The organism is Bacillus sp. Bvel1 (assembly GCF_014872755.1).
In the GTDB taxonomy this organism is placed as follows: domain Bacteria; phylum Bacillota; class Bacilli; order Bacillales; family Bacillaceae; genus Bacillus; species Bacillus velezensis.
Window position 1 is genome coordinate 650343 of record NZ_JAAOBZ010000008.1, and the last position, 13799, is coordinate 664141.

Consider the following 13799-nt stretch of genomic DNA (forward strand, 5'->3'; position numbering starts at 1 on the left):
GAAAATACCCTCCTACAAAAGCGGTTGAAATATAATGGCAAATACCTTGAGAATCCAGTCTCTCCCCTCGCTTAACAGCGGCCACACGACATAGGAGCCGACCGGTGTCACAAACAGCACGAGAAACACGATAATCCCATAGCTCTCAAACTGAGTCATTTTGGCGCGCACCCGCGGCGGCACGAGATCCTCAATAATCCGGTAGCCGTCAAGCGGAGGAAGCGGCAGCAGGTTGAATAAACACAGCGCGAGATTCAGCTGAATCCAAATAGAGAAAAAGCGGTCAAGCCCCATGCTGAATGCAGAAAGCAGCTCCATTCCGTAAGCATGCATCAACACTAGCAAAAAGAAACCGATAAAGGCAAGAAGCAGGTTGCTTACGGGCCCGGCGACGGAAACCAGCACTCCCGCCAGCCGCGGTCTTTTAAAGGCGCGGCGGTTCACCGGCACCGGACGGGCCCAGCCGAAACCCGCGACCAAAATTAGAATCGTTCCGAAAACATCAAGATGTTTAATCGGATTGAGCGTTAATCTGCCCTGTCTCGCCGCGGTATCGTCTCCGAACCGATACGCGACATACGCGTGCGCCAGTTCATGCATCGTAAATGCCACGATCAGCGTAATCACGACATAGGGCATAAGCTCCAGCGGATAATATAAAAATCTGTCCAAATGTCAAAATCCCCTTTTTTTAAAAATGCAAGATTGTCCTTCATTCAGTATACTATAAGTGATCTCTCTTCCAAAGAGAGGAAACGATAAAGGAGGATCAGCACCATGCCGCTCGTAACCGTTAAAATGCTTGAAGGCCGCACAGATGAACAAAAACGGAATCTGGTTGAAAAAGTGACCGAAGCCGTAAAAGAAACGACTGGCGCAGCCGAAGAAAAGATCATTGTCATGATTGAAGAAATGAGAAAGGATCATTACGCCGTCGCCGGCAAACGGATCAGCGATACGGAGTAATCCTTGATAATGGCCGGCGCTGCTATGTCAGGCCGGCTTATTTCACAACCTTTTCAACCAGGCTGAAAAAGATTTTCTTTTCTTCCTCTGTCAATGCTTCGAACAGTTCGTCAATGAGCAGCTGCCGGTTTTCAATCATTTGCATGGCCGCCATTTTTCCCGATTCGGAAAGCGTCATCCATACCGTGCGGCGGTCTTCATTGTTTCTCGACCTTTCCACGAATCCTTCTTTTTCTAAATGATTGAGAGCGGTTGTCGTGGCGGAAGGCGATAATGTGACCTCCTGCAATATATCTTTAATCGTGCACGTGCCATGCCGGTAAATAATCCTCAGAATAAATCCTCTGATATTGTTTATACTCTTTGGAATTGTCGCCTCATCAAGCTTTTTCGTGCTCTTTAAATATTTCGTGAGCGCGTAATCCAGTACATTTGCTTGCAAGTTATCGTGCTTCATGCAGAAACTCCCCATTTCAAGATGCATCCATCATCATTTGTTTGTTTTTTATTACATTTTACTGATACCTTACGGAGAAAGTCAAAATTCCGGCCGGAATGCCCGCAACTTTTATCCTGCCCTGCACAGACTTTTGTCTCCCTCTTTTTTACCATATCCTTTTATGCAATGCTGGTTTTATAGACACGATTCAGGTAAAATCATTAAGGGTGACTGCGTTTGACGGAAAGGATAATCTGATCGGATGCGGCAGACAATATGATTGGAAAAGAAAAGAAACGGAACAGACGGGGAAACAGAACACAGGATTGTCGATTACACAGAAGATGTGACACGGGTAAAAGCCAAAGAGTCCCTCTTGGCTTTTGCTTTTGGATGGAGGGATGCGTGTTGCGGAATATCCTACAAAAAAAAGACATCACCCAGCTGCTTGAACAAAGCAGAAAAAGGCAGACTGCCAAAACGATGGGTGGATTTGATTTAACATTACTGGGCATCGGCGCCGTCATCGGGACGGGCGTCATGGTTCTTACAGGCATTACAGCCGCGAAAAACGCTGGGCCTTCCGTAATCTTTTCTTTTATCATTGCAGCCGTTGTCTGCAGCCTTGCAGCATTATGTTACGCCGAAATCGCTTCTGTTCTCCCGGTTTACGGAAGCGCCTATATTTACTCTTATACCACCATGGGAGAAATTGTCGGCCATTTAATGGGCTGGACGCTCTTATCCGTTTATATGGTGACGGCGTCGGCGGTGGCAAGCGGCTGGTCAAGTTATTTTAATAATCTGTTAGCCGAAATCGGCATGCCTTTGCCGGACAGTCTGCTGCACGTGCCGAGCCAGGGGGGCATCGTCAACCTTCCTGCCATCATCATTACTCTATTAATTGCCGTCGTTCTGTCACGAGGCTCTAAAGAGAGCAAAACCTTTAATAATATAATGGTTCTCGTAAAAATCGGAATTGTTTTGCTGTTTATCATCACAGGAAGCTTTTTTGTAAAGCCGGGCAATTGGCATCCTTTTATGCCTTTTGGAATCAAAGGCGTCATTACGGGGGCTTCTGCCGTCTTTTTTGCGTTTCTCGGGTTTGACGCGATTTCGGCTTCGGCTGAAGAAGTCAAAAAACCGCAGCGCAACCTGCCGATCGGTATTATCGGTTCCCTGGTGATCTGTACATTGGTATACGTCATCGTCTGTCTCGTCATGACGGGTATGGTTCCGTATTCACAGCTTAATGTGCCGGAAGCCATGTCTTATGTGTTACAGACTGTCGGACAAAACGCGGTGGCGGGCGTTATCGCTGCCGGTGCGGTGATCGGACTGATGGCCGTCGTTCTCGCCCATACATATGCGGCGACCCGTATATCTTTTGCGATGGCAAGAGACGGAATGCTGCCGAAAGTCTTTACCATTGTCGGAAAGAAATCGGGAGCGCCGATCTTTAATACATGGCTGATCGGACTGATCAGCGCCTGCATCGCGGGTTTTGTTGATCTGAAAGAGCTGTCGGATCTCTCAAACATCGGCGCGCTATTGACATTTGCCATGGTCAGTCTGTCCGTGCTGATTCTGCGCCGCACCCATAAAGATCTGCCACGGGGATTTAAAGTGCCTTTTGTACCCGTACTGCCGATTTTGGCCATTATCTGCTGTTTGTTTTTAATGGTCAATCTGCCGCTGAAAACGTGGCTTTATTTTGCCGTCTGGCTGATCATCGGCGTCATCGTTTACTTTTTATATTCGTACAAGCACAGCAAATTGAGACAATAAACAAAACCAGGCCCGCTTCATCGCGGCCTGGTTTTTTCATAAAAAAAGACGAAAGCCATCGCCTTTAACAAATGTGTTTCAGCTCTTCTATGTAGTGAAGCGCCTCATCATATTCTTCATCCGTATATTTCTGTTTGCTTTTTATCGTAAACACTTTCTCTTTCTTTTCCTCAGCTTCAAGGCCGTCAAAATACAAAATCGTAGACACCAGCTCCAGAAACCGGGATGAGCGGCTGTTGACGCTGTCGATGTACTTCTTCATATCCGGCATCTTAAGCTCCGCATGATGTAAAAACTCGGCTCCCGTCTCCGTCAGCGAGTACCGGTATTGAAAGTAGCCGCCCTTTTTTTCCTTCACCTCATCCAGAAACCCAAGATTGCACAGCTCTTCAATTCGAAGCGTCAGTTCTTCGGAATACGGGCCGTAAAAATGAAAATCATATTTTTCGTAGAAAGGATACTGCATTTTCTTCGCGATATAAATGATTTTCTGCAGCTTTTTCCGCCCGATGATTTCTCCAGAATCCGAGAACACCTTCATCAGTTTTGCATGTTCTTTCAACAAATTCCCGACATCTCCTTTTCCTTCTTTACCAAAATCCTTCTATGTCAGTCCCAGCAGCTGCCGGATTTTTAATTTTGCTTCAGGGTTTTCTGAATCGTCGCAAATGAGGTCCATCGGATAGTAGAGCTTATGGTCCGTCCGGCGTTTGCCCGAAATGGATTCGACAATGGCGGACTGCCTGGACAGCTCTTTGATCTGGCCGTTCTGCGTTAACAGATGAATCGGCAGACGCTCCTCCTCTTCACCCGGCCGGTAAAAATCATACGGCAGATCCGATGAAGAATCGACCACTAAATAGTAATTGGGATCAATTCCCGCCTCTTTAAAGAGAGCGGTCAGTTCAAAATAAGCCGACATTTCCTCATTCGGATTAAATTCGGCATATTGAAACAGCTGGCGGTTAATGAAGCGGCGGCACAAGTCGGACAGAATCGGGTCCTCTTCTTCCTCCCAAGCCTGGAAATAATATAAAATGATGGCTTCATCAAGCTTCAGATAATCCGCAAGCGTCAGCTTCCCTTCAAAAATGGAATAAAAATGAACGGGAGCATGAGTGAATATATACCCTTCTTCATGGAGCTGCTTCGCACGGTGGAGAATTTTCGTCAAAATGACTTCAGCGCTTCTCGTCACGGGATGAAAATACACCTGCCAGTACATTTGATAGCGGCTCATAATATAGTCTTCGACGGCGTGCATGCCGCTTTGCTTAATGACGATCTGGTCCTCTCGCGGACGCATGACCCTTAAAATCCGTTCCATATCAAAATGTCCGTAGCTGACGCCCGTATAGTATGCGTCCCGCTGAAGGTAATCCATCCTGTCGGCGTCAATCTGGCTCGAAATCAGGCTGACCACCTGTTTGTTTTTGTATGTTTTGGCAATGACTTCGGCAACATCCTGCGGAAATCCCGGTCCCGCCTTTCTGAGAACCTGATTCACCTCGGTGTCGCCGAGAATGATTTCCCTCGTATAGTCTTCATGATCCAGATGAAAAACCTTTTCAAAGGAATGCGAAAACGGCCCATGTCCCAAATCGTGCAAAAGCGCGGCGCTGAGACAGAGTTCGCGTTCATTGTCATCCCATTCAGGACGCCCTTTAAAAACATCATCAACCATTCGTCTGACAATCTCATAGACGCCGAGAGAATGGTTAAAACGGCTGTGTTCCGCGCCGTGAAACGTCAAATACGTCGTACCGAGCTGTTTGATCCGGCGCAGCCGCTGAAATTCACGGGTGCCGATCAAATCCCAGATCAGCTTGTCCCGCACATGAACATAGCGGTGAACGGGATCTTTAAACACTTTTTCTTCTGATAATTTTCCGTTTGGATACGCCATCGTCATTCCCTCTTTTTTTTAGCCGTGATTCTATTATATCGGCTCTGTAATTTGAAAACATCCTTGAATTTGTCCGGCGTTTTGTTCCAGTTTTCAATCATTGATTTTTTGAAGCAAAAAAGCCTGACCCATCGGGCGAGGCTGTCGTAAAAATGCACATTTACTTTTTGATCTTCTTTTTCACTTTCTCAATCAGCTCGTCCTCAGTCGGCGCCGACAGCGGGCGGTTGTTTACGAAAGCAAACGATTTCTTGCGTCCGGGCCCGCAATATGACTGACATCCGACCTCCACTTTTGCATCCGGGTCAGCTTCTTTCAAACGCGGCAGCAATGTCTTAATATTGGTGGCCTGGCAATCATCACACACTCGGAATTCATTAGCCATGATGTACGCTTCCCTTCATTCAATGTTCCTCTATGTTAAATCTTAAATTTTAAAAACGAAAAAAATCACATCACGTTTTATTGTACAAGGATTCATCTTATCCTGCAAGGCTCTGCGTATCTCTCATTCTTTCAGCCAATTTGTATAAATATTTTCCAATCTGGACATTCTAATACCATCAAAGATTATTGGGGGTTGAGAACATTGACAAAGCAAAGACAGGACGCCTGGTCGGAGGAAAATGACCTGCTGCTTGCGGAAACCGTGCTCCGGCACGTCCGGGAAGGAAGCACGCAGCTGAACGCCTTTGAAGAGGTAGGCGATAAATTAAACAGAACGTCGGCAGCGTGCGGATTCAGATGGAATGCCGTCGTGCGCCATCAATATGAAAAAGCGCTTCAGCTTGCAAAAAAACAGCGGAAACAGCGGATGCGCGCGCTCGGAAACGGCCAGCCGGCCAAGAAGAAACTATTATACCAGCCGCCTGCACCGGATGCGGACATCATTCAAGAAACCGCAGCCGAAGAGACGGTTCAAACGGAAGCGCCAAAAGAGGACCGGCAAGCCGTCATGTCCGGCGAACATATGCCTTATGTCGATGAAAGCTTCAAGGAAGAGTTAGCTAGTTTATCACATTTGCTGGCGCCTCAGCAGCCGAGCCAAAAGGCGGAGCTCACAATGGCAGACGTCATTCAATTTCTGCAGAGCTATGAAGGCAGCGGAAAGCAAACTTCCGCCCTGCAGATGGAAAATGACCGTTTAAAACGGGAAAACCAAGAACTTCAGTCTAAAACCGAGCAGCTGGAAGCGGCCGTCGAAAAGCTTGAAAAAGATCAAAAAACCATTCAGGAAGACTACGAAACCTTGGTGAAAATTATGAACAGAGCCAGAAAACTAGTTTTATTTGAAGACGACGAGCATGCGTCTCCGTCCTTTAAAATGGACCGAAACGGCAATTTAGAAAAAATGGCCGAATAACGCAAAAAACCCCTTTCTTTGTCATGGAAAAAGGGGTTTTTGCCATTTGTCAATGACGCGCATCCTGATCTATATTAATGTAAACATTGTTCAGGAGGCCTTCTTCCCGCAAGGGCTGCGCATCTCGGTCCCCGCCCGCACATAAGCATAAAGATTCAATTCCTCATCCCAAATGGTTCTTGGGAATTATTGATCGATTAGCTACTGTGCAATACACTGTATAGAGAATACAATTATTAGATATGATGGGAATGATAGTAAATGAGTAGCCAATTACGAAAAGGAGCATTGGAACTTTGTGTGTTGTCCCTGCTTCTTTATGAAGATTTATATGGTTATGAATTAATCAAGGTCATAAGTGAAACGTTCCCTGTATCGGAGGGCACCATCTACCCCATATTACGAAGACTTACGAAAAATAACTATTTAAAAACGTATACAGCAGCTTCAGATCAAGGCCCGTCACGCAAATATTACAAAGTAACAGAAGAAGGCGCCTTTTATCATCACACATTAAAATCGGAATGGCTTGACCTGTCCGAAAAAGTGAACAGCATCATTAAGGAGGGAAAATGAATGTGTAAAGACCAATATTTAAAACATCTCCGGCGGGAAATAAAAGATCTGCCGGAATTTGAGCAAAAAGAGATACTCGCCGATATCGGCGAAATATTCCAAATGGGCGTCGCTGAAGGAAAAAGCGATGAACAAATCGCCGGCAATTTAGGAAACCCCAAAACACTTGCGCGCGCCTTAAAAGCGGATATTTTCATCAGTGATGCCGAGGAGCAGAAAACATGGCGCTCCTTTTTCAAAGCATTCGGCCTGATGCTGGGTATGGGCATGTTCAACTTCATGTTTATGCTGACACCGTTTCTTTTTGCCTCTGTTGCGGTGTTAAGTTTGATGGCAATCGGCCTGATGCTGATGACCGGATCATTCTTTCTCCTCATAAAAGTGCCGATTGTAACAGCCATTTTTAACGGATGTATGGTCCTCGGAGCGGGTATGGCGGTGTTTATGGCCGGATTTGATCTTTCGAAACTGATATTCCGCATCTTTTTGCGCTATTTCAAATGGAATGTCAGCATTGTAAGGAGGGAAACCATTGAATCGAAAAATGTGGTATAGCATTGCTCTCATTTTAATCGCTGCCGGCCTGATCGGAAGCATGTTCTTCGGTTTTGACGGCTTTTACCCTAAATCATAAGGAAGGTGTGCAAGTAGCATGAGTGAACCAGCCCTGATATTAAAAGATGTCTCTAAAACCATCAATCATACCCCTATTGTACAGTCAATTTCTTTCGATGTGAGAAAAGGCGAGATATTCGGCCTTTTAGGGCCGAACGGCTCAGGTAAAACCACTATTTTCAGAATGATCGTACAGCTTATTAAAAAAACAGAAGGAGCCATTTCATTCAGAGGCAGACCGGACAGCGACTTTGAATATTTTATGAGACATATCGGGGTTATCATTGAAACAAAAAAGCCCGGACTCAGTCCAAGCTTTCCTGCGTGCCGAACACCTTCTCATTCCGTTCCAGCATTCGGATCAGATTTTTTTCAAATACCATTTCCTCTTCCGGCGATAATCCGGCTGCATACAGGCGTCCGCTGAGTTCCTTCAGTTCAGTCAAAAGCGCCAGCATTAAGTCCTGCACGGTAATGTCCGTTTGCAGCAATTCGCTTAATGAAGCCATCGTTTCGGGCCGGATATCGGGATATACGCTTTTTGTATCGTTGCTTTTGTCTTTTAAAGCGGCTTGATAGAAACGTCTGATCAGATCGGCGCGTTCGCTTCCGCTTTTATCGGCACAGAGGTAAATCTGAACCGCGGTTCCGCCCCGCAGGCGTCTTTGTGAGATTCCCGCGAATTTTCGGCCGCCGATGCTGAGATCATAGCTGCCCGGACAGTACGATCCTTTAATTTCATATGCTTCAATTTCGGCATTGTACGGACGCAGCATCCGCCGCACCAGCTCTGTCATCGCCTCGTAGCCTCTGTCAATGTCGATGCCTTTTTTCTCATCTTCAAAAATAAGAGAAATATTCAATACGCCTTCATCGAGAACGACCGCGAGGCCCCCGGAATTGCGGACAATGACACGGTAGCCTTCGCCCTCCAGCAATTTCACGCCGTCCTCTAAAAACGGCAGGCGTGTGTCCTGAATGCCGAGCACGATCGTCCGGTGGTGCACCCAAGTGCGTGCCGTCGCAGGCGATTCCCCTTTGCCTACGGAGGCGCACAGCGTATCATCTATTGCGAATGACTGCTTCGCATCAAAATAAGGGCCGAGGCTGGATTGGTCAATGATTCTCCAGCTCGGCTGCATCAGTAAATCAATCGGTTGCTTTCCCATCTATATTAAATCCCTTTCGTCATAAGCTTTCCATGCGTTTATTATATCACTCCGCTTGAGATGATTGAAATTGGCTTTTCAAAAGAGCGATGAAGATTTCTTTGTTTTTTGTGTTCTCCATAATGGAAGATTGGATGATAGACAGTTTCCGTTTTAAGGAGAATCCTTTTATCTCAAGCACGGAAATGCTGCCGTGAAGCAGATCCTTTTGCAGCACGCTTTTTGACAGAACGGAAAGACCCATTCCGCTGATCACGGCTTCCTTGACGCCCTGGTTGCTGCTGATCGTCATCATGGATTTCGGCCGCAGTCCGTTTGATTGAAGGACGTGGTCTAAATATTCCCTCGTTCCCGAACCCTTCTCCCTTGTCACCCACGCTTGATTTTGCAATTCGGCAGCCGGGATGTTTTTTCTGCCGGCGAGCGGGTGTCCGTTCGGTGCGGCAATGCACAATTCATCCTCCATAAACGGCTGAATGTCGAGCTCGTTTTTCCCCGTATGCCCTTCAATTAATCCGATATCGGCTTGAAGCATCCGAACCGCTTCGCTGACCTCCTCCGTGTTTCCGATCATGACGTCCAGGTTCAGTTCGGGATACTCGTTATGAAGCTTTGCGAGAAGCGGCGGCAGAATATATTCGCCGATGGTAAAGCTCGCGGCGATTTTGAGCTTCCCTTTGACATAATGATGGTGGGCGTAAATTTCGGATTTCGCCTGTTCGTACAAAAAGACCATCTGCTTGGCGCGCTGATAGAGAATGTCCCCCGTCGGCGTCGTCGTAAAGTGCTTCGGAGAGCGGTTCAGCAAAGCGGTTTGAAATTCTTTCTCCAGATTTTTAATGTGAAGGCTGACGCTTGGCTGAGAAATCATCAGCTTCTGCGCCGCCTTTGTAAAGTTTTTTTCTTCCACGACGGCAATGAATGTTTTCAGTTCCCCATAATACAAAAAGCATCGCCCCTAATCATTATTTTTCCTAATCGTTTAGATCATATAAATATATTTTACTAATGATTAAGACCGCAGTAAAGTGGAGTTATCAAGATAATGGGAAGTGACTGAGATGAAGATGATAAAGGGTATTTCAGTTACCGCAGGAATTGCGTTTGCGGCTTTCTATGTCAGCCGCCTGCCGTTTTTGCATATGCTCGGAATGCTTGTCCTTGCCATGCTGATCGGCATGCTCTGGCGCGCCGTATTCGGACAGCGGGCGGCATTAGAGCCGGGGATCGCGTTCTCAAGCAAATACTTGCTGAAAGCAGGCATCATCCTGCTTGGCATGAGACTGAATCTGGCGGATATCTATCATGCGGGCTGGCACGTATTTGCAATTGCCGTCTGCTGTATGATGTTTGCGGGTGCCGTTGTATACGGACTGTCCCGGCTGTTCCGTATAGATCAGACACTCAGCACGCTGACAGCCTGCGGCACAGCGATCTGCGGAGCGGCTGCCATTGCCGCGATCGCGCCGCAGATCAGATCAAATGAAAATGCAGCCGCCATCAGCGCGGCCGCCGTTTCGTTATTAGGAACCGTTTTTACTGTTGTATATTCTCTTGCTTATCATGGATTAGGCTTTTCTCCTGCGGCTTACGGAGCCTTTTGCGGGGCAACGCTTCACGAAGTGGCGCATGCGGCGGCGGCCGGCAGCGCCGGAGGAAAAGCAGCCGTCGAGATGGCGGTGATCGTCAAACTGACCCGGGTCGCGCTGCTCGTCCCGGCCGCATTCATGCTCGGAATGCGGGCGCGCCGCAGCGGAAAGTCAAAGACGGCTTCTGCCGCTTCGCTCCCCATCCCTTGGTTTATCTTCGGATTTCTCGGAATGAGCGCCATCCATACATCAGGCGTTATTTCAGCTTCGTCTTCCGCGTTTCTTGTTCAAGTGTCTTATGTTTTAATCGGCATGGCGATGGCGGGTCTCGGTTTGAAAGTCCATATATCGGCGTTTCGTCATAGCGGCTGGCGGGCGCTCGCAGCAGGCTTGATCGGTTCTCTCTGTTTGTCCCTGTTCGGCTGGGCCGCAGTGACATTCTTTCTATAAAAAAAGCCGGTCCTCGTAAAGACCGGCTTTTGCGGATTACAGCGCTTGAGCAGCCGTAATTAACGCAAGATTGTAGACGTCTTCCGCATTACATCCTCTGGAAAGATCGTTTACAGGCATATTCAATCCTTGCAGAATCGGTCCGACCGCTTCAAAGCCGCCTAAGCGCTGAGCGATTTTGTAGCCGATGTTTCCTGCTTCAAGGCTTGGGAATACAAATACATTCGCGTCTCCTTTAATGTCGGAGTCCGGCGCTTTTTTCTCCGCGACAGACGGCACAAATGCAGCGTCGAATTGGAATTCGCCGTCAAGCGTAAGCTCAGGCGCTTTTTCCTTCGCAATTTTCACGGCTTCAGCCACTTTGTCCGTCTCGTCTGATTTCGCCGATCCTTTTGTAGAGAAGCTGAGCATGGCAACGCGCGGGTCAATGTCAAACATTTGAGCCGTATTGGCGCTTTCAATGGCGATTTCGGCAAGGTCCTGGCTGTCAGGAGCAATGTTGATCGCGCAATCAGCGAACACATACTGCTCGTCACCGCGGGCCATGATGAAGACGCCTGATGTTTTTTTCACGCCTTCTTTTGTTTTGATGATTTGCAGTGCAGGGCGCACCGTATCGGCTGTAGAATGTGCGGCTCCGCTGACAAGTCCGTCCGCGAGACCTTTGTACACAAGCATCGTGCCGAAATAGTTTTCGTCCAGCAAAGCTTTGCGGGCCTGTTCTTCCGTCGCTTTGCCTTTGCGGCGTTCTACGAAAGCCTGAACGAGTTCTTCCATGCCTTCATATGTATGCGGGTCAAAAATGTCCACGCCGTCAAGCGTAAGATTTAATTCTTTCGCTTTTGCTTGAATGTCTTCTTTATTGCCGACTACGATCGGCTTTAATACCTTGTTGCCTGCCAAGTTGTTGACCGCAACCAGGATACGTTCGTCCAACCCTTCAGGAAATACGATTTTCACATCTTTTCCTGCGACTTTTTCTTGTACTTTTGTAAATAAATCTGCCACGATATTCCCTCCTCTATGTTGACAAAAAACGCTTACTTTTACAGCATACTCTTCTTCCAGCTAAATTCAAATAACCAACTTCTATTATAGCGCTTTCAAAAAGAAATCTTATTTTTCTAACTAATTTAATTGACGGTTTGTTTCACGGCTTAGTTTCTGACACAAGGCTTCGGATTATTCAAGGTTTCTCCACAGCCGAAACGGTTAAACTGTGATATAGTGAAGGCATCAATGTAATGAAAAGATATAGGAGTGAAGATACATGAGTGAGCAGCAAAAAACGAACGAAGCCGCCCAAACACTTGACGGCTGGTACGCGCTTCACGATTTCCGCACAATGGACTGGACGTCATGGAAGATGTTATCCAGCGATGAGCGCCTGTCGATTATTCACGAATTTACGGGACTGCTTGAAAAATGGGGCGTCGCCCAAAAAGAAGGCAAAGGCTCGCAAACCATCTACAGCATCGTCGGACAGAAAGCTGATTTCATGCTGATGATTCTTCGCCCGACAATGGAAGAGCTGAACGAAATCGAGCTTGAATTTAACAAATCAAAGCTTGCTGAATTTACGATCCCGGCTTACTCTTACGTGTCCGTGGTTGAGCTGAGCAACTACCTCGCAAGCGGAGAAGGCGATCCGTATGAAAACCCGCATGTCCGCGCACGCCTGTATCCTGAGCTGCCGGAAGCGAAATACGTCTGCTTCTATCCGATGGATAAAAGAAGAAGCGGCAACGACAACTGGTACATGCTTTCTATGGATGAACGCAGAAACCTGATGAGAAGCCACGGCTTGATCGGACGGAGCTATGCCGGCAAAGTCAAACAGATTATCACGGGGTCTGTCGGTTTTGACGATTACGAATGGGGCGTCACGCTCTTCAGCGATGATGTGCTTCAGTTCAAAAAACTTGTTTACGAAATGCGCTTTGATGAAGTCAGCGCGCGCTACGGAGAATTCGGTTCATTTTTTGTCGGAAACCGCTTGTCTCTCGACACGCTTCCGAAGTTTTTGCACGTGTAACACCCACCCGCCTGTCCGGCGGGTTTTTTCTTTGTCAGAATTTAAATAAAATTTGCTATTTTTATCATTTTTTTTTACGATGTAAAGGAGATTCCATTTTGGTAAAGGGGTGCAGACAGTTGTCAAAACGAACCGCATTTATTATGGGAGCCAGCCAGGGGATTGGCAAAGCGATCGCTCTGAAACTGGCGGACAATGGCTTTTATACCGTCATTAATTCACGAGTTCCCGAAAATATCGAATCGGTAAAAGAAGAGATCCTCGCCAAACATCCGGATGCGGGCGTCACCGTTCTGGCCGGCGATATGTCGGACCAGAAGGCGAGAGCCGGCATTTTTGAAGAGATCAGATCACAATGCGGACGGCTTGATGTATTGATCAACAACATTCCGGGCGGCTCGCCGGATACCTTTGAAAGCTGCGATATAGAGGATATGACAAATACCTTTACGAATAAAACGATCGCCTATATCGACTCTATGAAAACGGCCGCAGCGATCATGAAACAGCACGAATTCGGCAGAATCATTAATATCGTCGGAAACCTATGGAAAGAACCCGGCGCCAATATGTTTACCAACAGCATGATGAACGCCGCTTTAATTAATGCCAGCAAAAACATCGCCATTCAGCTTGCGCCTTTTCACATTACTGTCAACTGTCTGAATCCCGGATTTATCGCCACAGACCGTTATCACCAATTCGTAAAGAATGTCATGAAGCAAAACGGCATTTCTAAAGCGGAAGCGGAGGAACGGATTGCCTCAGGCGTCCCGATGAAGCGTGTCGGAACTGCGGAAGAAACCGCAGCGCTGGCTGCCTTTCTTGCCTCTGAAGAAGCCTCCTATATTACCGGGCAGCAAGTGTCAGCCGACGGCGGCAGCATGAAAAGCATATAATAAA

The 13799-nt window shown here is 47.2% G+C and carries 16 protein-coding genes and 1 pseudogene; 9 read left to right on the forward strand and 8 right to left on the reverse strand.

Features of this window, described 5'->3' with window-relative positions:
- Nucleotides 1-12: 12 nt before the first annotated feature.
- Nucleotides 13-672 (reverse strand): site-2 protease family protein, encoded by a 660-nt coding sequence (locus HAP68_RS17620; protein ID WP_003151043.1) that lies wholly within the window; start codon nucleotides 670-672, stop codon nucleotides 13-15.
- A 105-nt stretch (nucleotides 673-777) separates the two neighbouring features.
- Here HAP68_RS17620 and HAP68_RS17625 point away from each other — a divergent pair, with 105 nt between their 5' ends.
- A complete protein-coding gene (locus HAP68_RS17625) occupies nucleotides 778-966 on the forward strand; it encodes a 2-hydroxymuconate tautomerase (RefSeq protein ID WP_003151042.1) in 189 nt (62 codons plus the stop codon).
- A 37-nt stretch (nucleotides 967-1003) separates the two neighbouring features.
- On the opposite strand, the gene HAP68_RS17630 is transcribed toward HAP68_RS17625, so the two are convergent.
- Nucleotides 1004-1423 carry a MarR family transcriptional regulator gene (locus tag HAP68_RS17630; RefSeq protein ID WP_003151040.1) on the reverse strand — a complete coding sequence of 140 codons (420 nt, stop codon included), beginning with the start codon at nucleotides 1421-1423 and terminating at the stop codon, nucleotides 1004-1006.
- Between the two features lie 390 nt (nucleotides 1424-1813).
- Here HAP68_RS17630 and HAP68_RS17635 point away from each other — a divergent pair, with 390 nt between their 5' ends.
- Nucleotides 1814-3193, forward strand: a complete 1380-nt coding sequence (locus tag HAP68_RS17635; protein WP_024085923.1) for an amino acid permease — start codon at nucleotides 1814-1816, stop codon at nucleotides 3191-3193.
- A gap of 64 nt (nucleotides 3194-3257) precedes the next feature.
- Here the strand turns inward: HAP68_RS17635 and HAP68_RS17640 are convergent, their stop codons facing one another.
- The 3 genes from HAP68_RS17640 to HAP68_RS17650 form a co-directional block, all read right to left on the reverse strand.
- A complete protein-coding gene (locus tag HAP68_RS17640) occupies nucleotides 3258-3758 on the reverse strand; it encodes a YwgA family protein (RefSeq protein ID WP_003151036.1) in 501 nt (166 codons plus the stop codon).
- Between the two features lie 39 nt (nucleotides 3759-3797).
- Nucleotides 3798-5099: an HD domain-containing protein gene (locus HAP68_RS17645; RefSeq protein ID WP_003151035.1), complete on the reverse strand. Its 1302-nt coding sequence runs from the start codon at nucleotides 5097-5099 to the stop codon at nucleotides 3798-3800.
- A 160-nt stretch (nucleotides 5100-5259) separates the two neighbouring features.
- Nucleotides 5260-5484: a YuzB family protein gene (locus HAP68_RS17650; protein ID WP_003151034.1), complete on the reverse strand. Its 225-nt coding sequence runs from the start codon at nucleotides 5482-5484 to the stop codon at nucleotides 5260-5262.
- A gap of 204 nt (nucleotides 5485-5688) precedes the next feature.
- Here HAP68_RS17650 and HAP68_RS17655 point away from each other — a divergent pair, with 204 nt between their 5' ends.
- The 4 genes and pseudogenes from HAP68_RS17655 to HAP68_RS17670 form a co-directional block, all read left to right on the forward strand.
- Nucleotides 5689-6462, forward strand: coding sequence for an RsfA family transcriptional regulator (locus tag HAP68_RS17655; protein WP_003151032.1), 774 nt, complete (start codon nucleotides 5689-5691; stop codon nucleotides 6460-6462).
- Between the two features lie 261 nt (nucleotides 6463-6723).
- Entirely contained in the window at nucleotides 6724-7038 is a 315-nt protein-coding gene (locus HAP68_RS17660; RefSeq protein WP_014306027.1) for a PadR family transcriptional regulator, read from the forward strand.
- A complete protein-coding gene (locus HAP68_RS17665; RefSeq protein WP_024085924.1) occupies nucleotides 7039-7593 on the forward strand; it encodes an HAAS signaling domain-containing protein in 555 nt (184 codons plus the stop codon). It begins immediately after the preceding gene.
- A gap of 97 nt (nucleotides 7594-7690) precedes the next feature.
- A pseudogene (locus HAP68_RS17670) lies at nucleotides 7691-7978 on the forward strand (ATP-binding cassette domain-containing protein); the annotation flags it as partial.
- Here HAP68_RS17670 and lipL read toward each other — a convergent pair.
- A complete protein-coding gene (lipL, locus tag HAP68_RS17675; RefSeq protein WP_024085925.1) occupies nucleotides 7959-8822 on the reverse strand; it encodes an octanoyl-[GcvH]:protein N-octanoyltransferase in 864 nt (287 codons plus the stop codon). The pseudogene HAP68_RS17670 and the gene lipL overlap by 20 nt on opposite strands.
- Before the next feature lie 46 nt (nucleotides 8823-8868).
- On the reverse strand, nucleotides 8869-9768 hold the full coding sequence (locus HAP68_RS17680) for a LysR family transcriptional regulator (RefSeq protein ID WP_007407666.1): 900 nt from the start codon (nucleotides 9766-9768) through the stop codon (nucleotides 8869-8871).
- Nucleotides 9769-9883: 115 nt separating this feature from the next.
- Here HAP68_RS17680 and HAP68_RS17685 point away from each other — a divergent pair, with 115 nt between their 5' ends.
- Nucleotides 9884-10861 (forward strand): YeiH family protein, encoded by a 978-nt coding sequence (locus tag HAP68_RS17685; RefSeq protein ID WP_024085926.1) that lies wholly within the window; start codon nucleotides 9884-9886, stop codon nucleotides 10859-10861.
- 36 nt (nucleotides 10862-10897) lie between these two features.
- Here HAP68_RS17685 and pta read toward each other — a convergent pair whose 3' ends face one another.
- The gene (gene pta / locus HAP68_RS17690; RefSeq protein ID WP_003151012.1) at nucleotides 10898-11869 is read right to left on the reverse strand and encodes a phosphate acetyltransferase; all 972 of its coding nucleotides are present in this window, start codon (nucleotides 11867-11869) and stop codon (nucleotides 10898-10900) included.
- Between the two features lie 262 nt (nucleotides 11870-12131).
- Between pta and hemQ the strand changes: the two genes are divergently transcribed.
- Nucleotides 12132-12896: a hydrogen peroxide-dependent heme synthase gene (gene hemQ, locus HAP68_RS17695; RefSeq protein WP_003151011.1), complete on the forward strand. Its 765-nt coding sequence runs from the start codon at nucleotides 12132-12134 to the stop codon at nucleotides 12894-12896.
- Nucleotides 12897-13015: 119 nt separating this feature from the next.
- The gene (bacG, locus tag HAP68_RS17700) at nucleotides 13016-13795 is read left to right on the forward strand and encodes an NADPH-dependent reductase BacG (RefSeq protein ID WP_024085927.1); all 780 of its coding nucleotides are present in this window, start codon (nucleotides 13016-13018) and stop codon (nucleotides 13793-13795) included.
- Nucleotides 13796-13799: the final 4 nt, after the last annotated feature.